Origin of the sequence: Paraburkholderia franconis, assembly GCF_009362735.1 — a bacterium.
GTDB lineage: Bacteria > Pseudomonadota > Gammaproteobacteria > Burkholderiales > Burkholderiaceae > Paraburkholderia > Paraburkholderia franconis.
In genome coordinates this window covers 1-23,186 of the sequence record NZ_WHNP01000062.1, presented here as the reverse complement: position 1 = coordinate 23,186, position 23,186 = coordinate 1, and the positions used below count along the sequence as shown (strand labels likewise).

Sequence of the window (23,186 nt, the reverse complement as noted above, 5' to 3'; positions counted from 1 at the left end):
CGCGTGAGTGTAAAGGCCTCGATCTGCCGTCACAACCTGGCCAAAAGGCATAGGCGAAGCGCCCGGACAGCCAGTGCGACGGCGGGCTCGCGTGTCCGGGCGCCCTGGGACAAGTCCGAATCGGGTAAAATAGCCGGCTACGCGCGCAGCAATCCCGTCAGTTTTTCAACTTTCCGGCGTGTTTCGCCCAAACGGGCGCCGGATGTCACATCTGGTCACGCCACGCTTGCTGCGCCATCGGGCCGCGCGCCCGTCTCCCAGATCACCACCCAAGGATTCGCCCATGACAGGCTTCGATCGCCAGACGATCTCCGACACGACCGCCAAGATGCTGCTGGAAGTCCAGGCAGTGCATTTCAACGCGGAAAAACCGTACATCTTCACCTCCGGCTGGGCGAGCCCGGTGTACATCGATTGCCGCAAGCTGATCTCGTATCCGCGCGTGCGCCGCGGCCTGATGGAGATGGCGGAAACGACGATCTTGCGCGACGTCGGTTACGAGCAGATCGACGCCGTCGCCGGCGGCGAAACGGCGGGCATTCCGTTCGCCGCATGGCTGTCGGACCGCCTGATGGTGCCGATGCAATACGTGCGCAAGAAGCCGAAGGGTTTCGGTCGTAATGCGCAGATCGAAGGTCTGCTGACGGAAGGCCAGCGCGTGCTGCTGGTGGAAGACCTGACCACCGACAGCCGCAGCAAGATCAACTTCATCAACGCGCTGCGCACGGCGGGCGCGCAGGTGAACCACTGCTTCGTGCTGTTCCACTACAACATCTTCAAGGAAAGCGTGTCCGTGTTGAAGGACATCGACGTCGATCTGCACGCGCTCGCCACATGGTGGGACGTGCTGCGCGTCGCCAAGGAAAAGGGCTACTTCGATACGAAGACGCTCGACGAAGTCGAGAAATTCCTGCACGCGCCCGCCGAGTGGTCAGCGGCGCACGGCGGTGCGACGGCTGCTCCGCAGTAATTGTCCACATCATGCGCCGGGCCGAGATCGTCAGGGCCCGCGCGCAGCCGGTGACGCCAACAAGAAGGCCGCCTGTCCGCAAGACAGGCGGCCTTCTCCTTTGGCACGCCAAGATTCGCGTCGATCTGATTCAGAAGCGCCACTCCGCCTCTGACGACACGCTTAAGACTGTTGCGCCGCAGCGCCTCCGTCGTCCGCCTCGCCCGGCGCATACGACGACAGATTCATCAAGCCGTTACTCTGCGCATACTGAAATAGTTCGGAATCCCGTTCGAGTCCGAGCTTACGCATCGCCGTGTTCTTTTGAGTACTGATCGTCTTAATGCTGCGATTCAGTTGCTCAGAAATTTCCTTGATGGTCATGCCCGAAACGAAGAGCCGAACCACTTCGAGTTCGCGCTTCGACAGAATCACCTCGTCGCTCTTGCCACCCGCGTTCATGCGCAGCGTGTCGAGCGACGCCTTCACTGACGGACTCATGTATTCGAGATGGCGGCTGACGTGCTGCACGGCAAGACCGATATGGCTCAGATCGTCCGATTTGTTCACCACGGAAGTCACGCCAAGCTCACTCAGCCGCTTCAGCAACGCGGCATTTTCGAGCATCGTCAGGACAACGATAGGCAGGTCGGGAAAATTCCGACGCAAATAGCCGATCAACGGCAGACCGTCGCCATAATGTCCGCCGGGCATGGCGAGATCGGTGACGAGCACGTCGCAGGGCGTCGTTTGTAACAACTTCACTAGCTCGGTGGATTGCTTTGCGCGCGCGACCACGCGAATACCCTGGAACTTGAGCAACGCCTGCTCGGCGCCAAAGAGAATGACCGGATGGTCGTCGGCAACCACGACCCTGATGGGATCTTGCATGGCCCTCCCTTGATCTGACAATCCACGCTCCGAAACTTCAGTCATGAAACTGTTTCTTAGTTCTAAATTTCTAGGACTTGTCTGCTTGCTTACGGCTGCAGACGATTGCAGCGACTATAGCCGATTTCAGGCCATCCTGGCCGCTTACCAGGCACGAATGCTTTTATAAGATGTAATGTTAGACTCGATTTGTCGCTTGGGTATAAAAAAGGACAATAATCCTTCGTAAGGACAATTCTTTACGAGCCTGACAGGAGATTCGGCACATGCGCTTGCGTTGCCCGGTCGTTACGCCCGCTTCGTCCCGTTCGTTCCTGCCGTTTCTGTCTTTCGCGCCATCGCGCGTCGCGTCCGTCATAGCGTTTGCGTGCGCGGTTCACGTGTCCGCGGCCTTCGCCGACAACGCGTTCACCGTCACGAGCACCAGTTTTCGCGCGGGCGGCACGGTCAACAACGCGCAGGTATTCGATCGCGACGACTGCAAGGGCAACAACCATTCGCCGCAACTCAGCTGGCATAATCCGCCAGACGGCACGCACAGCTTCGCGATCACGATCTTCGATCCCGATGCGCCTGGACGCGGCTGGTGGCATTGGGCCGTCGTCGGCATTCCCGCCAACGTCGACCGGCTGCCGGAAAACGCCAGCGCGTCCGGCTTTCTTAAGAAACTCGGCGCCGTCGAAGCGCGCAACGACTTCGACATCGACGGCTACGGCGGCCCATGCCCGCCGCCCGGCAAGCCGCATCGCTACGTGATCACCGTCTATGCACTGAGCTCGCCCAATCTCAGGCTCGCGCAGGGACGCCCTTCGGTGATGTTCGACCACGAGATCAGCACCGCGACGCTCGGCTACGCCCGCATGACCGTCATGTACGGCCGCTAGCCTTATTCGAAGCGGTTAAGAAAGCAACCAGGGCGACGCCGCGCTTGCTCACGGCGTCTGAAAGAACTTGCTCACGATGACAGAATGAACCTGCAACGTTCTGCCCCTGCCAATCATTTCTTGCAACGATGGAGTTGTCCATGTCGAAGATCATCATCGTGTATCACAGCGGCTATGGCCACACGAAGAAGCTCGCGGAAGCGGTGCTCGCCGGCACGCTCGACGGAGGCGCCGACGCGAAGCTGGTCGCCGTCGGCGAACTCGACGACGCGGGCTGGGCCGAGCTGGACACAGCCGATGCGATCATCTTCGGCGCGCCCACGTACATGGGCGGCCCGTCCGCCGACTTCAAGAAATTTGCCGACGCCAGTTCCAAGCCGTGGTTCGGCCAGAAGTGGAAGGACAAGGTAGCCGCGGGCTTCACGAATTCGGCGACGATGAACGGCGACAAGTTCATGACGATCCAGTATTTCGTCACGCTCTCGATGCAGCACGGCATGATCTGGGCGGGCACGGGGATCATGCCGTCCAACACGAAGGCGGCGACGCGCAATGACCTGAACTATGTCGGCGGCTTCACCGGGTTGCTGTCGCAGTCGCCTGCCGACGCCACGCCCGAAGAAGCGCCGCTGCCCGGCGACATCGAAACGGCGAAGGTATTCGGCGCGCGCATCGCGGCCGTGACGGCGCGCTGGAAGGCGGGATATCCGACGTAGGCGGGCCCGGCGCGCGCTGGCGGCGTGCTGGTCGTGTCCTTGCAGCACGGTCTGTCATGCCGCTGTCACCGTTGCGGCGCAACGTGTTTTTCGCCGAATCTGCACACGCGCTGCACGCACGCCGCCAAGCAGCCTTAAAATGGCGTTCCGGCGCAGTGAGCGCCCCGTTTTCCGTAAGCCAGCGAGATCCAGATGAGCACGAAAGTTTTTGTCGACGGACAGGAAGGCACGACCGGCCTGAAAATCTTCGAATACCTGTCGCAGCGCGCAGACGTTGAAATCCTCCGCATCGAAGAAGCGAAGCGCAAGGACATCGACGAGCGCCGTCGTCTCATCAACGCGTCCGACGTGACGTTTCTGTGCCTGCCGGATGTTGCGTCGCGCGAATCGGCCTCGCTCGTCGAGAACGACCGCACCGTGCTGATCGACGCGAGCACGGCATTCCGCACTCATGCCGACTGGGCGTACGGCCTGCCCGAGCTGGCCCGCGCGCAACGCGAGCGTCTGCGCACGGCCAAGCGCATCGCCGTGCCCGGCTGCCACGCATCGGCGTTCGTGCTGGCAATGCGTCCGCTCGTCGAGGCGGGCGTGGTGTCGGCGGGTTTCGCGGCGCACAGCTATTCGATCACCGGCTACAGCGGCGGCGGCAAGAAAATGATTGCGGACTACGAAGCGGGCGGCAACGCGAAGCTCGACAGCCCACGCCCATATGCGCTCGGCCTCACGCACAAGCACCTGCCGGAAATGGCCGCGCACACGGGCCTGAAGCACCCGCCAATCTTCACGCCGATCGTCGGCAGCTTCTTCAAAGGCCTCGCCGTGACGACGTACTTCACGCCGAGCCAGCTCGCGAAGCCGGCGACGCCGCAAGAAGTGCAGGCGCTCTTCGCCGAGTACTACAGCGGTGAGCAGTTCGTGCGCGTCGCGCCCTTCAACGCGGACGACAACCTCGACAGCGGCTTCTTCGACGTCCAGGCGAACAACGACACGAATCGCGTCGACCTGTTCGTGTTCGGCAGCGAAGAGCGCTACGTCACCGTTGCGCGGCTCGACAATCTGGGCAAAGGCGCGTCGGGCGCGGCGATCCAGTGCATGAATCTCGCGATCGGCGCAGACGAAGCGACGGGATTGAAACGCTAACCAATCGCTCGCGGACGGCACCACCCGTCCTTACGCGTAACAAAGCCGGCCATTCAAACGCCGGCTTTTTCTTTTGCACTTGCCGATTCGCGATTTAAAACAGCTAATTAAACGCGGTGTAATTCCTTTCGTTTTTCCCACTATCTCCAGCACTCCTGAAATCAGGCATTTACTGCTTCCCTCCTTTCTGTATTGCGCATCTATTACCGCATAGGGAAACTCCGGATTTTTTTGCGAACGAGCGTTCGAAGATGATAGAGGCATTTTGCCGTACCTCCCCGCCAGTCAAGGCGAAGCGGCAGCAGGCAGAAATCCGCCCACGGTCGAAAGAATCCGTTTTTGTTTAAAAACGCGCGCCTCGAAGCGCCATGCGACTCTCGACGAAAAATGAACTGTTTGAATCGGACTTTTTAGACGATTCGTTCAATTGACAGTCTTAAATCGCGCAGCGAAATTAGCTCGCAAATTAGATCAGTCGGCAAACATGGATCGGAGTAAGGCGCTAAAGCCGCAACTCTGGCCAACAGGGAGACAACAGCATGTACGCCATTTCGAAAGGGCTGGCATGTGCCATTGCCAGCGCGCCTTTTTTGCTCGCCTGCGGCGGAGGGAATGCGGATAACCCCGGTTCGATCCAGACGAGCCAGTGCTCGGGATCGAGTTGCGGCGTGCAGGGGCCGCCCACGTCGACGGCCAGCGCGAGCATGCTCTGCCCGGCCGATGCCGACATCGGCAAGAGCACCTACCTGGGCGGAGCCGGCAGCGGCGAAGTCGTGTCGCTGAACATCGACGCCGTGAAGATGACGTACACGCTGACGTTTCTGGAATCGCCGATTCCTGTGTCAACAGGACAGGTCGACGAAACGCGCGCCGGCACGACCGTCACGGGCGCCGTCATGCATCCGCCCGCAGGCATGCTGCCCAACGCCGAGCAGACGCGCTGCGCGTTCATGCTGACGCCTGCCTCGGGCACCGCGCCGTCGACGGGCTCGACGTACACCACATCGTTTTCATCGGCGAACCCGCCGATTGTGTTCGTCGGCAAAGGCGTCGCGGGCGGCGGCATTCCCGGCGCGGACATCTCGTACGCCGGCAAGAACATCCTGATCTACCAGAACGTCGGCGCCGTGCCGAGCCGGCACTTCGACTTCTATCCGTTCCTCGGCTTCGCGAGCACGACGACCGATCTCTCGAAGCTCGCCGGCACCTACAACGGCCTGCTGTATCACATCGAGCCATCGGCGAACTACGCGGTGGCCGCAACCAGCACGTCCGAAACGTTCGACGCAACCGGCGCCTGCTCGTCCACATCGAATCCGACGCCCACAGCCGGCAACGCGAGCTCGACGGGATGCCTGTCGACGGGCGACCCGCTGACGCTCAACGCCAATGGCTATTTCGACAGCAACAACGCGCCGCGCATCGAAAACCAGTTCAGCTTGCCGCTGCTCGGCCAAAAGGGCACGTCGAAAGCCCATATGATCCTCGGCCAGTTGAACGGCATCACCGTCCCGGTCGTCGTGAGAACGGGCTATGTGTTCACCGGCACGGGCGCCATTCCGTTCGATGCGCAGGTCGACGACGAATCCGGCATCGCGATGCTCGCGAGCGCGACGCCGCTCGCGTCGGGTGGCTTCGACGGCGGCTATGTCGGTGCGGACTCGAACTTCAGGTACACCGCGTCGCTGATCCAGGGCGGCCTCGGCACCTTCATCAATCCGACCACGCAAGCAGCCGAAAGCGGCTTCGCGCTGAAGTACGGCCTCGGCAATCCCGGCGTCGTGAACGTCGGCGACACGCAGGGCAAGTCGGGCCTCGCCATCGCCGCGGGCGGACTCTACGCAATCTTCATCGAGGGCACGGAAAACGGCGGCATCGCGCCGACTTCGGCCAACGCCGACACGGCCAGTTCGCCGTACTTCAGCGTCGGCGCGCAGATCAGCAAGTGAACCAAGTGGGCAACCCACCGGAACGAGCACAAAAGGCAACCCGACAACAACGCGTGCAGCAAGACGCAACCAATGCAGTACGGCAGCACCGCTAGATCACAAGACCGAAAAGCGGCTGGACTGGGAGCCGGCCGCCCACAACAAGACAGGGAGGCACAATGAACTGGAAGATTCTTTCGGCGCTGGCTTTTGCTGCGCCGTTGCTCGCGGCTTGCGGCGGTTCGGGCAGCGAAGGCCCGTCGCCGACGGAAGCGCGCCTCTGCCCTTCGTCGCTCGACTACGGCACGACGTTCACGGGCGGCGGCGGCGACGGCGAACTCGTCAAGCTGCAACTCGACACGACGAAGATGACGTGGCAAGTCACCTACGTCGAATCGCCGATACCTGCGACGAAGGGAACGGTCGCGCCCACCCGCAAGGGGCAAACGGCATCCGGCACGCTCACACAGGAAACGCAGCTGCCCACCAACAAGCTCAACCAGTGCGCGTTCCGTCTGAACGGCGCAAGCCTCGATCCGAACCGTCCGGCGCGCATCTTCGTCGGCGAAGGGGTGGCGGGCGGAACGATTCCGGGCGCCGAAATTCAGTTCGGTGGGGTTCTCGGCCAAGGCACGGTGCCTGATACGACATTCCCGTATTACCCGTTCATCGGCTTCTCGTCGATCGAGACGAATCTCGCGAACGTCGCGGGCACGTACAACCAGCTCGGCTATCACCAGATTCCGTCGCAAAACTTCGCGCCGACCGTCGTCGATACCAAGATCACGATCAACGCCGACGGCACCTGGACCGAATGCGACAACGCAGGCGTCAACGCCGGCAAGTGCCAGCAGCCGGGCACGAACTGGGCGCAGTCGTCCGATGGCAGCGGCGCATTCGAAACCGACAACTTCCAGGGCCAGGGCAAACCGACGCTCGCGACATCGCCCGTCGCCAAGGGCTTCATGATCGTCGGCAAGCTGCGCAACCAGAACGTGCCGATCCTGATCCGCACGGGCGTCGCGAATTCCTCGCTGACGCCGAATCCGCAGAACGGCCTGAGCGGCCCCGTCGCCGATGACGAATCGGGTATCTCGATCCTCGCGCCTCAGACGAACATCGCCGTCAACTCGCAGAACGGGGAGTACATCGGCGTCGACAGCGAGTTCGACTACCGGACGAACGCGCTCGTCGGCACGCAGGCGACGCTGCTCGATCCGTTCAACCCGTCGCAGGCCTCGCTGACCAAGGCGCTGAACCTCGATTTCACGCAGACGGTGCCCGGTGTCGTCACGTCGACCTACGCGAGCGCGGCCGCAGGCAGCGCGCCGACCGGCAAGTTCATTTTCACGGGAGGCGTGTTCGGCTTCCTGGACTTGTCGAACGCGTCGTCGCCGTACTTCACGATCGGCGCCTTCGTCCAGTGATGGGCGCGCGCGCCGCACCATAAAACGCAACGAGGCGACCGCCCCTTGGCCCGTCTCTGCCCGCGCGGCAGAGCGGACGGCCGGGGCGCGGAGCAGACGGCATCAATAACGCCGTCGCCCGCGCGGCAGGCCGCCCGCTCAGGAGGAACAAAATGAAAAAGCTCTTGGTCGCGGCGTCGGCTGCTGCATTGGGCGCGCTCGCCACTCAGAACGCGCATGCGCAAAAGGCCGGTGACAACCTCGTCACGCTCGGCTGGTTCCACGTGATGCCGCAGGATTCGAGCACGCCGCTCACGACACACGTCGCGCCCGTGCCGATCAACACGCCATTGCGGCTGCCGAGCTCGTTCACGTCGCCGGGCACGAGCCTGTCGACGACGAATGCCGACACGGCCGGTCTCGTCTTTTCGCACTTCGTCACAGACCATGTCGCGGTGACGTCGGTGGCGGGCATTCCGCCGAAGTTCCAGATCTACGGGCACGGCACGATCCAGCCGCCCGGCCCGGCGGGCGCGCTCGGCAAGCAGGACATCGGCGATCCCGCCGTCAATCCGATCGTGAAAAGCGTGCGGCAATGGAGTCCGGCGCTGATCTTCCAGTATTACTTCGCGTCGGCGACGGCGAAGTTCCGGCCGTTTCTCGGCATCGGCGTGTCGTACAACTGGTTCAGCGACATCCAGCTGAACAACAACTTCGTCACGTCGACGCAGGACAACCTCGGCGCGATTCTCGCGGCGGGCGCGGGCAAGCCGGGCAAGACATCGGTGGAAGCGAAGGCGTCGTCGTCATGGGCGCCCGTCTTCAACGCCGGCGCGATGTACAACATCACCGATCATTGGGGCGTGACGGCATCAGTCACCTATATCCCGCTGAAGACAACTTCGTCGGTGATCATCAAGGCGGCCGACGGCACGGAACTGGGCGTATCGAAGGCTGAGCTGAAAGCCGATCCGATCATCACGTACCTCGCTGTGTCGTACAAATTCTGACGACGCTGGCGCGATAGGCCTTGATGGGGCGGCCGCGCTCAACAGCAAAGGCAGACAGAAAACAGGCAAAAAAAAGCCCGCCAGGTTGGCGGGCTGAATCCATATCAGAGGAGACATGGAGGAGACAAAAACAACTATAGCAAACCCTGTGATGCGACGCAACATTTCAATTTAGAGACCACACTCTACGCAGCATATGGGCGACATATCGCCATGCTGCACCTTTCAGGTGCGCTTATTGTGCTTCGCATCATGCCGTCGAGCCAGCCAACGGCCAGCAGGCGGCATCCTTTTCCAGCTTTTCGATCAGCGCGTCGCGCATCAACGCGATGGGCCGCATCAGGCGCCCAGGCAGCGCGCCATGCACCAGCCACACGTTCAGGCCGCTGCGAAAATCCGGCACGTCGAGAATTTGCAGCGACTCGCGTTGCGGGCTGCGTGCGAGCACTTCCGGCGCCGCAAGCCCCACGCCCAGGCCGCGCGCGACGAGCGACAACTGCAATTCCGAGCCGAACGCCTCGACGGCGACATTGAACGGCAACCCCGCAGCCGACATCGCGCGGCTCAGCGCCGAGCGCATCCCGCAGCCATCCTGATTCAGCACCCACGGATGACACGATAGTTCGGCGAGCGTCGTCGGCTGCTCGGTGAAGCCGAACGAGCGCGGCGCGACGACCACCGTCGGCTTGTACGCGAGCAGCGTCGCGGTGAGCGCTTCCGGCAACGGGACACCCTCCGGCAGCAGCACGACGGCGGCATCCGCCGACGCGCGCTCGACACCCTGCAGCAACCCCGGCGACCAGCCCGCCGTCACGCGCAGCGTGAGCTTCGGAAACGCGCTGCGCAGCCGGTCGATGGGCTGCTCCAGCGCGAGTTCGGACAGAAAGGGCGGCACGCCGATTTTCAGCTCGCCCGTCGGCTCGCTGTCGGGCGACGCGACGGCCATCAGGTCGTCGACGGCGCGCAGCACCGTACGCGCAAGCCCGTACACCTCGTTGCCCGCTGCCGTCGGCTTGAGCGGCTTGCTCTGCCGGTCGAGCAACTCGATGCCGAGCATCGTCTCCAGGTTCTGCACGCGGCGCGTGAGTCCGGGCTGCGTGAGAAAGAGCTTCTCCGATGCCCGCACCATCGACCCGCTTTCGACGACCGCGACGAACGCCTGCAAGTCTCGCGTGTTCAAAACAACCTCGCATAAACATTATCGAGATAATTCAATTGTCGCATAACGACGGCATCCCTACGATAGACCGGACAGAAAACTTCCGGAGCCAATCGATGAACCGACCCGCCGACACGTGTCCGCGCGCCGTCACCACACCGCCCTCGCCGTCACTGGCGCGACCGCCCGCCACGCCGGGGACTTTGACCACGCCGTTGACGCTCTTTTTCGCCGCCGCCGTCGGCGTGATCGTCGTGAATCTGTCGGCGGCGCAGCCGTTGACGGGGCCCGTCAGCCGCGCGCTGAACCTGCCGCCGGAGCTGGCCGGACTGATCGCGATGCTGCCTCAGCTCGGCTACGCGGCCGGTTTGCTGCTGCTCGTGCCGCTTTGCGATCTGCTCGAAAACCGCCAGCTCATCGTCAGGACGCTGGCGTGCTGCGCTGTTTTCCTCGCGTTGTCGGCGCTCGCGCGGTCAGGCTGGCTGTTTCTGGCGTCGGTATTTCTCGCGGGCGCCACGTCAAGCGTGATCCAGATGCTTGTGCCGATGGCGGCGTCGATGGCGCCGGAAAGCCGGCGCGGGCGCGCCGTCGGCAACGTGATGAGCGGCTTGATGCTCGGCATTCTGCTGTCGCGTCCGCTTGCGAGCATGATCGCCGGGTCGTTCGGGTGGCGTTCGTTCTACGGCATCGAAGCGGCAGCCGATGCGTTGCTTGCACTCGTCTTGTACGTCCAGTTGCCGAATCACAGGCCTCTCGCTCACGCGCGCTACACGGAATTGCTGCGCTCACTGTGGACGCTGCTGCGCACCGAGCCCGTGCTGCAACGGCGCGCGACGCTCGCCGCGCTTGCCCTCGGCGCGTTCAGCGCATTCTGGACGGCTATCGCATTGCGGCTCGCGCAACCGCCGTTTTCGCTCGGCATGCAAGGCATCGCGGCGTTCGCACTGGCGGGCGCCACGGGCGCGATCGTCACGCCGCTCGCAGGCTATCTCGGCGATCGCGGCGCGGAACGCGCGACGCAGATCGCCTCGCATCTGGTGATGATCGCCGCCGTTCTCGTGCTGGGCGTCGCGGGTGCGGGCTGGGGCGGGTTCTCACCGGCCGCGCATCCCGTTGCGGCGCTCGCGCTGCTGGTCGCCGGCGCCGCGGCGCTCGATGCTGGGGTGATCACCGATCAGACGCTCGGACGACGCGCGATCAATCTCATCAACCCGACCGCACGCGGTCGGTTGAATGCGCTCTTCGTGGGGATTTTCTTCGTCGGCGGGGCGATGGGCGCCGCGCTCGCGGGCGCGGCATGGGCGTGTGCCGGATGGAGCGGCGTGTGCGCGATCGCCTTGGGGTTCGCGGTTGCCGTTTTGCTGTTCGGATTCGTCGACCGCGTTGCCCGCCAGACCCGGCATTGAGATTGAGTTGCTCGCCGCAAGACCGGGCGAGCGCACCGAACGATCGATGGCCGGCTCGCCACGCTGAACGGCGTGGCGAGCGTGAAGCGTCAGTGCCGCACCAGCGCCATCATCGCGCCGAAGCCGACGAACACGCCGCCCGTCAGCCGGTTGAACGCCTTCGCAACGCTGCTGCTCTTCAGCTTCGCGCCGATCTGCGTGCCGCAGCCCGCGTACACGATGTACCAGCTGATTTCGAGCACGGCCGTCGTCGCGACGAGAACCGCGAACTGAGGCAGCGTCGGGCGCGAGGCGTCGATGAATTGCGGCAGCAGCGCAGCCGAAAACAGAATCGCCTTCGGATTGCTGCTGCCGACGAGAAAGCCGTTGCGAAACAGCGAGCCGCGTGAACGGGTGAGCTTGCCGCCGGCGTCGTCGGGCGAAGCCTCGATTTTCGCCGCAGCGATTTCGCTCGCGGGCGAGCGCCATGCCTTCACGCCGAGATAGATCAGATACGCCGCGCCGAGCAGGCGCAGTGCGTTGAACATCGTCGGCCAGGCTTTCAGGAATACGCCAAGACCGGCGACGGACACGGCCAGCATCAGCATCAGCGACATCAGACAGCCGGCCATCGTGGCCGTCGTTGGACGCATGCCGTAGCGTGCGCCGTGCGTCATCATCAACAGCATGTTCGGACCGGGGATCGCGCAGACGACAAAAACCGTGGCCACGTACAGCCACCAGGCGTGCAGACTCATGATGCTTCGTGCTCGATGAAATGAAAAACGGACGGGACGGACATTATGCCCGTCCCGTCCGTCGCGCGCCGAAAGCCCGCCGCTTGCCGCCGCGAATGACAGCAAGGATCGACAAGCGACGGCGCCGTTCCAGTCGAAATCAAAAAGTCAGCTGGCCACTATCGAGCGTCAGCGGCCCGCTCGCCGCGACGCGACCTGCCCCAGCACGGCGAAATCCTTCTCGCCGTCTCCATGCGCGACGGCTTCGATCAGGCTGTCGCGCACGACGCTCGCCACCGGCAGCGGCGTCGAGACGGAGTCGGCTGCCGCCAGCGCGAGCCGCACGTCTTTCAGGCCAAGCCGAGCCTTGAAGAGAGCCGGCTCGTAGCGCCTTTCCGCGATCATCTTGCCGTAGCCCTGATACACCGGCCCGGGGAACACGCTATTCGTGATGACATCGAGAAAATCCTGCATCGCGACGCCATGACCGCCCAGCAGCGCCGATGCTTCGCCGAGCGTCTCCACGGCGGACGCCAGCATGAAGTTCGCCGCGAGCTTCACGACGTTCGCCTGCTGCGGCAGTGAGCCGATGCGCCAGGTCTTCTGACCGATCGAATCGAATACCGGCTGCACGCGGTCGATCGCCTCGGCGGGTCCGGCGGCGACGATCGTCAGCTTCGCGGCGGCCGCCACGTCGGGCCGTCCCATCACGGGCGCCGCCACGTAGTGCACGCCGCGGCTCGCGTGCGCCGTCGCCAGCTCTTCGGCGAGCGAGACGGAAATCGTCGCCATGTTCACGTGGATCAACCCGCGCGGCGCATGTTCGAGCAACGACGCGCTGATGACATCGCGCAGCGCGGCATCGTCGGCGAGCATCGAGAACACGGCGTCCCCGGCGAAAGCCTCAGCGGGCGAACCGACCACCTGCGCGCCGAGTCCAGCGAGCGGCTGCGCCTTGTCCGGCGAGCGGTTCCACACGCGCACGCTATGCCCGGCTTTCAAGATGTTTGCGACCATCGCGGCGCCCATCTCGCCGAGACCGATAAAACCGATGTCCATCAATAGCTCCTGTTCAACAGAACCCGCAGTAGAGCACAGTCGCACGAGCCGTGCTCGTAATTGCCCATCGGCACTGCAACGGACGCAGTGCGATACTCGCACCATGGTCACCGCGACTTTCCGCTTCTACGAAGAATTGAACGACTTCCTGGCGCGGCCGCTGCGTCGGCAGTCATTCAGTTGCGAGTGCGCGCGCGCCGCCACGGCCAAGCATATGATCGAAGCGCTCGGCGTGCCGCACACGGAAGTCGAGTTGATCCTTGTGAACGGCGAATCGGTCGGCTTCGAGCATCAGTTGCAGGAAGGCGATCGCGTTGCCGTCTATCCGAAGTTCGAGGCGCTCGATATCCAGCCGCTGCTGCGCGTACGCGAGCACCCGTTGCGCGTGGTGCGCTTCGTCGCCGACGCGCATCTCGGCGGGCTCGCGCAATTGCTGCGCCTGGCCGGCTTCGACACACTCTACGACAACCACTACGCCGATTCGCATATCGAGTCGATCGCCTCCGACGAAGACCGCATCGTCCTCACGCGCGACCGCGAACTTCTCAAGCGCCGCACGATCACGCATGGCTGCTATGTGCGCGCGTTGAAGCCCGAAGCACAATTACGCGAGATTTTCGGCCGGCTCGATCTGGCGCACAGCGCGCGGCCGTTTCGCCTGTGCCTGACGTGCAACGCGCCGCTGCGGCGCATTGCAAAGGACGAAGCGATCGGACGCGCACCCGCCGGCGTGCTCGAGCGGCATTCGCAGTTCGTGACTTGCGACGTCTGCCGGCGCGTCTTCTGGGAAGGTTCGCATTGGCGGCGAATGCGCGCGCTGATGGATAGCGTGACGGGCGCGCAGACCGCCGCGCAATGACCGCCACCCTGCCGCTGCCACCCTGCTGTCCTGCCACCCTGCTGCCCTGCTGCCCACGCACGGCGTCGTTTAACCAGCATCCAAGCGGCTCGCGGTGCGTACAATGGCGGATTGCTTATTCGTTAGAGGCCGTCAGCATGGCAATGAAGAAATTCGACCTTGAGAAGAACAAGGCGCTGAAACTGGGCAACCAGATGAAACAGTCCCTCGCCGCCGACCGTTTCGGCAAGGCGTCGTCGCAACAGCCGCAACTCGACCGGCGCGAGCAGCGCAAGCTCGATCAGGCGATGGGCCTCGTGCCGTTTGCGTGCAAGCTGCCGCAAGCGCTCGTCGATCAGTTGAAGGAGCGCGCCGCGACGCATCCGGAAGGCATGAACGCGCTGATCGCCGAATTGCTCGTCAACGGACTCGCAGCGAGCGCCTGAACGGACGCAACGCAACGGCGTCGACGCAATTCATTCAGGCACGTGACTCGGGCACGACTGCCCGCGCTGAAAATGCAAAAGGCCGAAGCATTCGCTTCGGCCTTTCTTGTTGCGACGCCAGCAACGCTGCAAAGACGCCGGGGCCATCGAAGATGGCGCGCCGGCAAACCGCTCGCGGCTGGCGCGACGATCGGGCTGCTTAGTTCGTCGTGCCCTTGTCGTTCGTACCTGCGGCCGACGCGGCGCTCGACACGCCAGCGCGCTTGCCGTGCGTCTTCAGTTGCTTGTGGGCGTGCTTCGGCTTGGCGGCGCTAGCGGCTGCCGGTGCTGCGTCGGATGCCTGTGCGAAAGCCTGAACGGACACGAGTGCGAGCGAGGCGGTGATGAGCGAGGCGATGATCTTCTTCATGTGTGTTTATCCCCAAAACCTGACGACTTTTAAGTCAAATGTTGAATTGGAACGGCATGACGGTGAAGCCGGCCGGGCCACACAGCGCCTCCCGGCTCCCCGCGGGGAGTATCACGCAGCGTAGGCAGTTTGTCATCCCATAAAGTTGGATTGTATTTTCGGGGACACATTTAGCTTACCCGATGCTTTCACTCCGTCGACGCTTCGCCGACGGCGCGCCCGGGTATCATGTCGGCTACCGCCAATGCCGTCATGAATCATCGTTTCGTCTGAAGAGACACGCATCCTATGCGCCGTGGATCGCGCGAAACGAGTTGCTTGCAGGAAATCTCCGCTTGAAAACCGCCACTCGCCAACATCTGCGCGCGAATCTTCTGATGCTCGTCGCCGCCATGATCTGGGGCAGCGCGTTCGTCGCGCAGCGTCTGAGCCTCGATGCAATCGGACCGTTTCTCTTTACCGGGCTGCGCTTTCTGCTGGGCGCGTTTGTCGTGCTGATCGTCTGGTCGGTCGCGCGACGCCGCAAGCCCGGCATCCCGGCCGCTACAACGCCCACGGTCTCGACTTCAAGCACGCGGACGCTATGGCGCGACGGCGCGCTGCTCGGCTTGCTTGTCGCCGTGTCGATTTCGTGCCAGCAGATCGGCCTCCAGTACACGAAAGTCGCCAACGCGGGCTTCATCAGCTCGCTGTACGTCGTCATCGTGCCGTTGATGGGCGTCGTGCTGCGCCATCAGACCGGCCTCGGCGTGTGGCTCGGCGCAACGCTGGCCGCGCTCGGCATGTACTTCCTGAGTGTCGACGAGCATTTTTCGATTCTGTACGGCGACTGGCTCCAGCTGGCGGGCGCCATCGTGATTTCCGCCCAGGTGGTGCTGGTCAGCCGTTTCGCGCGCCGTCACGATCCGCTTGCGCTCGCGCTGGTGCAGTTCGTCGTGTGCGGCGTCGTGAGCCTCGCGATCGGACTCGCCGTCGATCCGCTGCGCCTCACCGACATCGTCCGCGCCGCGCCGACGATTCTCTATGGCGGCGCGCTGTCGGTGGGCGTCGCGTACACGATTCAGGTTGTCGCGCAAAAAGATGCCGCGCCCGCGCACGCCGCCGTTATTTTCAGCATGGAAGGCGTGTTCGCCGCGCTGGCCGGCTGGCTCGTGCTCGGCGAAACGCTCGCGGCGCGCGCAATGCTCGGCTGCGCGCTGATGCTCGCGGGACTGATCGTCTGCCAGGTGATGCCGATGTGGAGCGGCCGGCGCCAGCTGTCGTCGGACTCAGCGGAAGCGGCCTGACAAACGGCCCGCTGGGATCACGCTGCGCGAGCGATCGCGAGCGATCACGAGCGATCACAAGGGATCACGAGCCGCTTCAGGCGACCGCCTGACCGGCAAACGCGCTCTGCCAGCTTTCGTCGTCGGAACGACGTTTCTTCGGCGTCGGCGGAAAGACGCACCAGCAGCCGTCGTCGTGACGAAAGAAGAAGAGCGAACGCCGACTGTCCGGCAACGATGTCTCGACGCGCACGTAGCGCGTGTTGTCCCATTTCGTGCGGCCGACCTGCGTGACGCGCACAGGTGTGGAAACAGGCCCCAGCCACTTGTCGACCAGAAAATGCAGCGACTGCTCGGTGGCGGGTTTCATGACGTTCTCCACGTCGTCTTGTCGCGGGAGCCTTCGCGCGCTGTATCCGGCTTGTCCTGCTCTTCCTCGGCTGCTTCTGCTGCTGCAAGCTCGATCGCCCGTTGCGTCGCAGCTGCGCGAAGCGCCCTGCAATCCGCCGCGTGTCGCATGTCCGACAGTAGCCGAACCAGTTGTCGCGCGTTTCTACGTTTCATAGCACCCCCGCACTGCACAAAAGACTTGAGAAAGCACTTTAACTTTAGGCCTTGATCTCTCGTCTCTCTAGTTGTTTTGACGAAATAGCAACAGTCAGATTCGAATGGGAGCACTGAGTGTTTCGTCGGTTTTCATCGTGTCCCCGCCGATGCACGCAGTCTGTGCGCTGGCGACCGCAATCCGTGCGGCGTGCGGCCCGCGCAACACTTGGCGTGGCATTGAATATGCGGTTGCGCCGTACACGCGCGTCGACGAAAACGATCAGTTGACCGAATCGGCCATTTGCGTCCATGTCCTCTGACATCCCGCAAGCGCTGCGCCCGCGGCAAACAGGCATGCCGAATAGATGAGGCCGCGCTCGAGACCGGCGCCGTCCGAGACCCAACCGATCACCGTCGGCCCGACGATCTGCCCGAACGCGAACACGATCGTGAAAGCGCTGATGCCGCGAGCCCAATACGCGGCGGACAGGTTGTGACGCACGAACGCTGTCGTCGATGCGACGGCGGAAAGGAACGTCGCGCCGAACAGCAGCCACGACGCAAACGCGGCGACGGGATGCGCGATGAGCGCCGGCAACAGCGTCGCGAATGCAAGCAGCGCATTGAGCACGGCCAGCGCCTGACCGCCGCGCATGCGGTCAAGCAGCCGCGACAAGGTGCGCGCGCAGGCGCGCCTCGCCGAGCTCGCTGCCACTGATCCGCTCACCAAGCTGGGCAACCGCCGCGCGCTAGACCTGCATCTCGACGAGGAATGGCGCCGCGCGCGGCGCAACGGCGCGCCGTTGTCGGTGCTCTTCATCGACATCGATTATTTCTAGCGCCTCAACGACACCTATGGCCACGCAGCCGGCGACGAAGTGCTGGCGGCCGTCGCGGATTGCATCGCGTCGGCGGCGCGGCGCTCGATCGATATGGTCGCGCGATATGTCGGCGAAGAGTTTGCCGTCGTGCTGCCGGACACGGCGTCGAATGCGGCGGTCCATATCGCCGAGAAAATCCGCCGCGTTGTCGAGACGTTGCACGTGAAGCGACTGCCACCCGATCACGGCGGCGTGACGGGGAGCACAGGTGTCGCGACATGTCGCCCCGCCGACGGCGGCACGCCGCCGGAACTCGTCGCCGCCGCCGACGCGCAGCTCTATGCGGCGAAGGCGGCTGGGCGCAATCAGGTGAAATCGGCGGAATGGATGCAGGCACAAGCGCCAACGGACAAGGCCAACGATCATGCGAATCATGCGAATCGTGCTGATCCGGCGAAACGGCGTACCTGAACCGCAATGCGCGAGACGCACTTGAATTGCGGGGAAAAACGCTCACTGTTCGCGCGATGACCGCGTGTCGCGTCGACGTAGACTTGTTCCTGTCTCCAGGTTCTCCATGATTCTCCACGCAGTCGGAATCATCGGGACGATTTGCGCGCCACGGCTTTTGTCCGTGGCGTTTTTCTTTTTCTGGTTGAAGCCGAGAGCACCTGGTGAGGCAGGCCGCGCCCCTCAAAGGAACCATGGCCGCCAGCTCTCGCGCCGGTCGCGCTCATCGCGCCCGGCAAATCGCTGCACCACTTCGTGCGGAAGATTCTCCGGCGTCACCACCACCACCGACGACGACGCGCTCACCGCCGACCTCGGCAGCAGCTTGTGAAAGCACATCACGTGCTGACACGCCGAGCGCATGTCCTGTCGCAAATCGTGATGCAGCACCGCCGTGATCGCGCGATCGCGCAGCAACTGCACGTTCTCGCGATCCAGGTCGTGTCCGATGAAGCACTTCGGATGCTGGTTCAACGACCCGAGCGCGCGCAGAATCGCCGCGTTGCCGCCGCCCATCGAGTAGACGGCGACGATCTTCTGCCCCGCTTCGACCGCCTCGCGCACGCGGCCTTCCGTCTGCGCATCGAGTCCCTGTCCGCCGCTCGCGTCGATCAGCGTCAGATGCGCGTAGCGTTCGCGCAGCGTCGCGCGAAAGCTCGCCTCGCGCTCTTCTTCGCCGCGAAAGCGCTCGTTGCTCATCGTCACGAGCACGTTGCCCGCGCGCCTGCCGAGCCAGTGGCCGATCAGATACGCAGCCGTCGCGCCGCCGACGCGATTGTCGAGTCCCGCATACGCAATGCGCTCCGACGCCGGAATGTCGGTGAACATCGTCACCACGGGAATCTCGCGCTGCTTCAGCTCGGCGATCGCCCGCGCGATCTCGGGCACGTCCTGCGCTTTCAGAAGCACGCCATGACTGCCGCGCCGCGCGATCGCGTGCAACGCATCGACGACTTGCGCCTTCGTCATCGTCTCCTGCATCAGAAAGCGCGGCCGGAAAATCGCCGGATGCAGGCTCGGGATCGTGTCTTCGAGCGCGTCGCGGATCTCGTCGGCGAAACGGCGCGGCGCCTCCACGACGACATCGACGACGAGCTTGCGCCCGCTCGTCGCCATCGTCATCTGCTGCTTCTCCAGTTCCTTGATCGCCTGCATCACGCGACGACGCGTGTGCTCGCGAACGTGCGCGCGGCCGTTCAGCACGCGGTCGACGGTGGCCGTGCCGAGCCCCGCCTGCAACGCGATTTCCTTGATCAGAAAGGGATGACTCATGGATCACCGGGCGAAAACGGGCGCCCGTTTTTGATGTGTTTTTGATGTTTCGATAGTAACGCAGCGCCAAAGTTTGGCGATAAGCTGGTTCGAAACATCCGGCAATCGGGCTGCATGGAACGGGAGACGACATGAGCCAGAACCCTCGACGTTTTGCATCAGCAGCGCACGCCTGGTTTCGCGAAGCGGACTGTTCCGTCGACGACTTCGCGACGCTGATCGACACTTCGCGCGAAGCGCATGCACGGCCACGCTTTGCCGCTGCCGTCGAACAAGCGATTCCTGTGTACGACTGCGACGCGCTGCGGCCCGTCGTGGCCGATGCGTCGCGCCGTCCCGAGTTGCTCGCCGAATGGGCCGACGTGTTGCTCGACGGCGCCGGCGTGTTCGTGCTCAAGCGCGCCTACGAAGACACATTCGCGATCGACGATGCAACCGCGATCTTCGAATCGATCATCCGAAGCGAGCGCAAGGCAGGCAGCGGCGCCGATCACTTTGCGAAGGCAGGCGCGAACGACCGCATCTGGAACGCGCAGGAAAAGCTCTGCCTCGCCGCGCCGGAAGTGTTCGTGCGCTACTTCGCGAATCCGATCCTGATGGCGGCCGCCGAAGCGTGGCTCGGCCCCGGCTATCAGATGACGTCGCAAGTCAACGTCGTGCGGCCGGGCGGCGAAGCACAACAGGCGCACCGCGATTTCCATCTCGGCTTTCTCACCGTCGACGAAGCGCAGCGCTTTCCTGCTCATGTGCATTTGATGTCGGCGCTGCTGACGCTGCAAGGCGCCGTCGCGCACAGCGACATGCCCGTCGATAGCGGGCCGACCAAGCTGCTGCCGTTCTCGCAGCGTTATCCGCGGGGCTATGTCGCGTGGCGCCGCGCGGATTTCCGCGAGTATTTCGAATCGAACCACGCGCAGTTGCCGCTGCAAAAGGGCGATGCGATTTTCTTCAGTCCCGCGCTCTTTCACGCGGCCGGTTCGAACCGTACGCGCAACGTGCAGCGGATGGCGAATCTGCTGCAGGTGTCGTCGGCTTATGGGCGCGCGATGGAATCGCTCGATCGCACGCGCATGTGCAACGCCGTGTTTCCCGCGTTGCGTGCGATGCGCGCGCAACGGCAGATCGGCGCGACGGAAGCGGCGGCCGTGATCGCATCGTGCGCGGAAGGCTACGCGTTTCCGACCAATCTCGATCGCAATCCGCCCGTCGGCGGACTCGCGCCCGCGAGCCAGCAACAGATCTTCGCGACTGCGCTCGACGAAAACTGGTCCGACGAGAAATTCGCGGAAGCGCTGCGCGATCTCGAAGTCCGTAACGCGACGCACTAACTATGCACTCACTCGAATGACGGAGACGACATGACGATAAGCACCATCGGCAGACGCATTCGGCTTGGATTGATCGGCGGCGGCCCGGGCTCGATCATCGGCGAGACGCATCGCATTGCGGCGCGACTGGACGGCCATTACGACATCGTCGCGGGCACGTTGTCCTCCGATCCCGAACGCGCCCGGCAGGCGGCGTTGAATCTGGGCATCGACCATGAGCGAGCGTATCCGTCCTGGCAGCAGATGATCGAAGCGGAAGCCGCGCGGCCCGATCGCGTCGACGCGATCGCGGTGATGACGCCCAACGACTCGCATCACGCGATCTGCATGATGGCGCTCGACAATGGCTTTCACGTGATCTGCGACAAGCCGCTGGCCAACGATCTGGCGCAGGCACGCGAGATCGCGGCGCGCGTCGAGGCGACTAACGCGGAGTTCTGTGTGACGTACTGCTACTCCGGCTTCCCGATGGTGCGCCAGGCGCGCGATATGGTCCGTGGGGGCGAACTCGGCGAGATTCGCCAGGTGCATCTGCAATACGTGCAGAGCTATCTGGCTGCGCACGATCTGCCCGCAGGCTGGCGCACGGAAGCGGGACGCGCGGGCCACTCGCTCGTGCTGATGGATATCGGCACGCACGCGTTTCATCTGGGCGCGTATGTCACCGGGCTCGACGTCACGCGCGTGTGCGCGGACGTCGGTTCGGCGATTCCCGGCCGCACCATCGACGATTATGTTTCCGCGCTGCTGCGTTATGAGAACGGCGCGCGCGGCTCGCTCTGGGTGACGAATGCGGCGGCGGGCTCCGAGCATGGGCTGAGCTTTCGCATTCACGGCGACAAAGGAGGCCTCGAATGGCATCAGGAAGAACCGAACCGCCTGATTCATCGCCGGCATGACGGCTTCGAGCAGATCGTCACGCGCAGACTGGGCCCGACGGTGAGCGAAGGCGCGCAACGCTCGACGCGCATCGCCATCGGCCATCCCGAAGGTTATCTGGAAGCGTTCGCGAATCTTTATACGGAGTTCGCGGAGCGCGTCGCCGGGCGGATCAGCGAAGGCGAACGGGATGACAGGCCCACGCTCTTTCCCGGCGTGCGCGATGGTGTGAAGGGACTTGCGTTCGTCGATGCTTCGGTGAAGAGCATGGCGGCGGGCGCGTGGCAGGACGTCGAGCGCGCTTGATCGGCGGATCGTGCGCGCCGAAAAAAGAGCCCTGTTCCGCGGGGGAACAGGGCTCGGTGGATGAGTCATATCGTACAGGCGCGTGGATGCTTGCCGACTGCTGCTCATCACATGAAGCTGTTATTGGTCACGCTTCTTTTTGCTTCGATTTGGCCCCGCGCCTACTCCTTGCTGCTAACCCCAACTGCATTCTGTTGAATCGGTGAATCGACTGCTCGTTTGCCGCTGCTACGACTGCTGTTGCCGACTGCATTACTTCGCTAGAGCTGTACTTCGCTAAAGCTGTACTGCCCTACTGCTGTACTGACCTACTGCTACTGCTACTGCAACGAGGACTTCAAACTGCTGATCGAACTGCAGGCAACCTACGGTCATGCACGACGCGGAGGGGAACCGCATCGATGGGGCTCGTTGAATCGTCGCTCCATGGAAAGAAGTATAGGAGCGGGCGCGCGCAATCAATTGGCTGAAGCGAGGGCGATTCGTGGCGCTGTTCGCCCGTTTGCGCCGTTCGTTCGCGAGCGGCCAGCGTCGCGCGATACCTTCACGTTGCGAAGCGCGTGCTCGCCGCGTGCGAACGGTAGACGCTGCCGAACAGCACATCGGGATCGGCGCGGTCTTCGTCGGCCGTTTCACTGAGTTCGCGGAACGTCGCGACGAGGCTGTCCCACGAAGCGGACCAGCGTGTTTCTCTCAGACGGCTGCCCGTGCTGTCCGTGATGCGCAGGACGCCCGTGTCAGGAAAAAAAGTCAGCGTAACCGCGATTCCATCGATGACACACGTCGCAGTACAGGGTTTTGCTGCAAGCACGATCGCCTCCGGTTGATATGTGGTGAGGCCCGCTTCATTGGCGGGCGCGCAGTAAAAAGCAATGGGCATGCCTATGAAGCCTTTGCGGGCCGCAAGGCTTGCTGGACAGGGCATGCCGGCGCTCGCGCGCGACTCATGAGCGAACCTCACGACGATGTGTGTTGGCGTGCTCCGCACACAATGCGTTCGCACTGAGAGGTGGCTCCGGAAATTCGGACAGTTCATTGAGTGGAAAAGCTGGGGCGTGAGTCGGTCATAATGGCCGGCGACAAGGAACCAGAAGATGACGAAACGAAACCGACGGACACACTCACCGGCATTCAAGGCAAAGGTGGCACTAGCGGCGCTTAAGGGCGACAAGACGCTGGCAGAGTTGGCCCAGCAATTTGATGTCCATCCGAACCAGATCACGGACTGGAAGAAGCAGTTGCAGGAGCGGGTTGCCGATGTGTTCGACGCGGGCAACGCGCCCCCAGCTGCACCGCCAATCG

General features: G+C 63.4%; 22 protein-coding genes and 2 pseudogenes. 15 read left to right on the top strand and 9 right to left on the bottom strand.

The window, feature by feature from the left end; translation table 11 throughout:
- The first annotated feature begins 283 nt into the window (after nt 1-283).
- The gene (locus GCT13_RS37080) at nt 284-970 is read left to right on the top strand and encodes an orotate phosphoribosyltransferase (RefSeq protein WP_152766900.1); all 687 of its coding nucleotides are present in this window, start codon (nt 284-286) and stop codon (nt 968-970) included.
- 162 nt (nt 971-1,132) lie between these two features.
- Here the strand turns inward: GCT13_RS37080 and GCT13_RS37075 are convergent, their stop codons facing one another.
- Nucleotides 1,133-1,840, bottom strand: coding sequence for a response regulator (locus GCT13_RS37075; RefSeq protein WP_152766898.1), 708 nt, complete (start codon nt 1,838-1,840; stop codon nt 1,133-1,135).
- Nucleotides 1,841-2,106: 266 nt separating this feature from the next.
- Between GCT13_RS37075 and GCT13_RS37070 the strand changes: the two genes are divergently transcribed.
- From GCT13_RS37070 to GCT13_RS37045, 6 genes are all read left to right on the top strand, one after another.
- Entirely contained in the window at nt 2,107-2,724 is a 618-nt protein-coding gene (locus GCT13_RS37070) for a YbhB/YbcL family Raf kinase inhibitor-like protein (RefSeq protein WP_152766896.1), read from the top strand.
- 140 nt (nt 2,725-2,864) lie between these two features.
- The gene (locus GCT13_RS37065) at nt 2,865-3,440 is read left to right on the top strand and encodes a flavodoxin family protein (protein WP_152766894.1); all 576 of its coding nucleotides are present in this window, start codon (nt 2,865-2,867) and stop codon (nt 3,438-3,440) included.
- Between the two features lie 192 nt (nt 3,441-3,632).
- Nucleotides 3,633-4,580, top strand: coding sequence for an N-acetyl-gamma-glutamyl-phosphate reductase (gene argC / locus GCT13_RS37060; RefSeq protein WP_152766892.1), 948 nt, complete (start codon nt 3,633-3,635; stop codon nt 4,578-4,580).
- Between the two features lie 539 nt (nt 4,581-5,119).
- Nucleotides 5,120-6,529, top strand: a complete 1,410-nt coding sequence (locus tag GCT13_RS37055; protein WP_152766890.1) for a DUF2957 domain-containing protein — start codon at nt 5,120-5,122, stop codon at nt 6,527-6,529.
- A 158-nt stretch (nt 6,530-6,687) separates the two neighbouring features.
- Nucleotides 6,688-7,935: a DUF2957 domain-containing protein gene (locus GCT13_RS37050; protein WP_152766888.1), complete on the top strand. Its 1,248-nt coding sequence runs from the start codon at nt 6,688-6,690 to the stop codon at nt 7,933-7,935.
- A gap of 152 nt (nt 7,936-8,087) precedes the next feature.
- Nucleotides 8,088-8,924, top strand: a complete 837-nt coding sequence (locus GCT13_RS37045) for an OmpW/AlkL family protein (protein WP_152766886.1) — start codon at nt 8,088-8,090, stop codon at nt 8,922-8,924.
- Nucleotides 8,925-9,174: 250 nt separating this feature from the next.
- Here GCT13_RS37045 and GCT13_RS37040 read toward each other — a convergent pair whose 3' ends face one another.
- On the bottom strand, nt 9,175-10,104 hold the full coding sequence (locus GCT13_RS37040; protein ID WP_152766884.1) for a LysR family transcriptional regulator: 930 nt from the start codon (nt 10,102-10,104) through the stop codon (nt 9,175-9,177).
- A gap of 95 nt (nt 10,105-10,199) precedes the next feature.
- On the opposite strand from GCT13_RS37040, the gene GCT13_RS37035 reads away from it, so the two are divergent.
- Nucleotides 10,200-11,489, top strand: coding sequence for an MFS transporter (locus tag GCT13_RS37035; protein WP_152766882.1), 1,290 nt, complete (start codon nt 10,200-10,202; stop codon nt 11,487-11,489).
- An 89-nt stretch (nt 11,490-11,578) separates the two neighbouring features.
- Here GCT13_RS37035 and GCT13_RS37030 read toward each other — a convergent pair whose 3' ends face one another.
- Nucleotides 11,579-12,226, bottom strand: coding sequence for a LysE family translocator (locus GCT13_RS37030; RefSeq protein ID WP_152766880.1), 648 nt, complete (start codon nt 12,224-12,226; stop codon nt 11,579-11,581).
- Nucleotides 12,227-12,394: 168 nt separating this feature from the next.
- On the bottom strand, nt 12,395-13,264 hold the full coding sequence (locus GCT13_RS37025) for an NAD(P)-dependent oxidoreductase (protein WP_152766878.1): 870 nt from the start codon (nt 13,262-13,264) through the stop codon (nt 12,395-12,397).
- A gap of 103 nt (nt 13,265-13,367) precedes the next feature.
- On the opposite strand from GCT13_RS37025, the gene GCT13_RS37020 reads away from it, so the two are divergent.
- Nucleotides 13,368-14,123 carry a Mut7-C RNAse domain-containing protein gene (locus tag GCT13_RS37020; protein WP_152766876.1) on the top strand — a complete coding sequence of 252 codons (756 nt, stop codon included), beginning with the start codon at nt 13,368-13,370 and terminating at the stop codon, nt 14,121-14,123.
- A gap of 137 nt (nt 14,124-14,260) precedes the next feature.
- On the top strand, nt 14,261-14,548 hold the full coding sequence (locus tag GCT13_RS37015; protein ID WP_152766874.1) for a hypothetical protein: 288 nt from the start codon (nt 14,261-14,263) through the stop codon (nt 14,546-14,548).
- 199 nt (nt 14,549-14,747) lie between these two features.
- Here the strand turns inward: GCT13_RS37015 and GCT13_RS37010 are convergent, their stop codons facing one another.
- Complete coding sequence (locus GCT13_RS37010; RefSeq protein WP_087736240.1) at nt 14,748-14,957, bottom strand: hypothetical protein; 210 nt, start codon at nt 14,955-14,957, stop codon at nt 14,748-14,750.
- A 335-nt stretch (nt 14,958-15,292) separates the two neighbouring features.
- On the opposite strand from GCT13_RS37010, the gene GCT13_RS37005 reads away from it, so the two are divergent.
- Nucleotides 15,293-16,243: a DMT family transporter gene (locus tag GCT13_RS37005; protein WP_152766872.1), complete on the top strand. Its 951-nt coding sequence runs from the start codon at nt 15,293-15,295 to the stop codon at nt 16,241-16,243.
- A 76-nt stretch (nt 16,244-16,319) separates the two neighbouring features.
- On the opposite strand, the gene GCT13_RS37000 is transcribed toward GCT13_RS37005, so the two are convergent.
- Together GCT13_RS37000 and GCT13_RS36995 are read right to left on the bottom strand one after the other, a co-directional pair.
- The gene (locus GCT13_RS37000; protein WP_152766870.1) at nt 16,320-16,592 is read right to left on the bottom strand and encodes a hypothetical protein; all 273 of its coding nucleotides are present in this window, start codon (nt 16,590-16,592) and stop codon (nt 16,320-16,322) included.
- 456 nt (nt 16,593-17,048) lie between these two features.
- Nucleotides 17,049-17,453: pseudogene (locus tag GCT13_RS36995) on the bottom strand (YbfB/YjiJ family MFS transporter); the annotation flags it as partial.
- Between GCT13_RS36995 and GCT13_RS36990 the strand changes: the two are divergent.
- Nucleotides 17,437-18,060, top strand: a pseudogene (locus tag GCT13_RS36990) (GGDEF domain-containing protein); the annotation flags it as partial. The pseudogenes GCT13_RS36995 and GCT13_RS36990 sit on opposite strands and share 17 nt — an antisense overlap.
- Nucleotides 18,061-18,282: 222 nt before the next feature.
- On the opposite strand, the gene GCT13_RS36985 reads toward GCT13_RS36990, so the two are convergent.
- Nucleotides 18,283-19,371, bottom strand: coding sequence for a LacI family DNA-binding transcriptional regulator (locus GCT13_RS36985; protein ID WP_152766868.1), 1,089 nt, complete (start codon nt 19,369-19,371; stop codon nt 18,283-18,285).
- A 131-nt stretch (nt 19,372-19,502) separates the two neighbouring features.
- Here GCT13_RS36985 and GCT13_RS36980 point away from each other — a divergent pair, with 131 nt between their 5' ends.
- Together GCT13_RS36980 and GCT13_RS36975 are read left to right on the top strand one after the other, a co-directional pair.
- Nucleotides 19,503-20,699, top strand: a complete 1,197-nt coding sequence (locus tag GCT13_RS36980; RefSeq protein WP_152766866.1) for a phytanoyl-CoA dioxygenase family protein — start codon at nt 19,503-19,505, stop codon at nt 20,697-20,699.
- Between the two features lie 30 nt (nt 20,700-20,729).
- Nucleotides 20,730-21,884 (top strand): Gfo/Idh/MocA family protein, encoded by a 1,155-nt coding sequence (locus GCT13_RS36975; RefSeq protein WP_152766864.1) that lies wholly within the window; start codon nt 20,730-20,732, stop codon nt 21,882-21,884.
- A gap of 544 nt (nt 21,885-22,428) precedes the next feature.
- Here GCT13_RS36975 and GCT13_RS36970 read toward each other — a convergent pair.
- Nucleotides 22,429-22,764, bottom strand: a complete 336-nt coding sequence (locus tag GCT13_RS36970) for a hypothetical protein (RefSeq protein WP_407670916.1) — start codon at nt 22,762-22,764, stop codon at nt 22,429-22,431.
- 214 nt (nt 22,765-22,978) lie between these two features.
- On the opposite strand from GCT13_RS36970, the gene GCT13_RS36965 reads away from it, so the two are divergent.
- Nucleotides 22,979-23,186, top strand: a 208-nt coding sequence (locus GCT13_RS36965; protein WP_152766862.1) for a transposase, incomplete at its 3' end; no start/stop codon positions are given.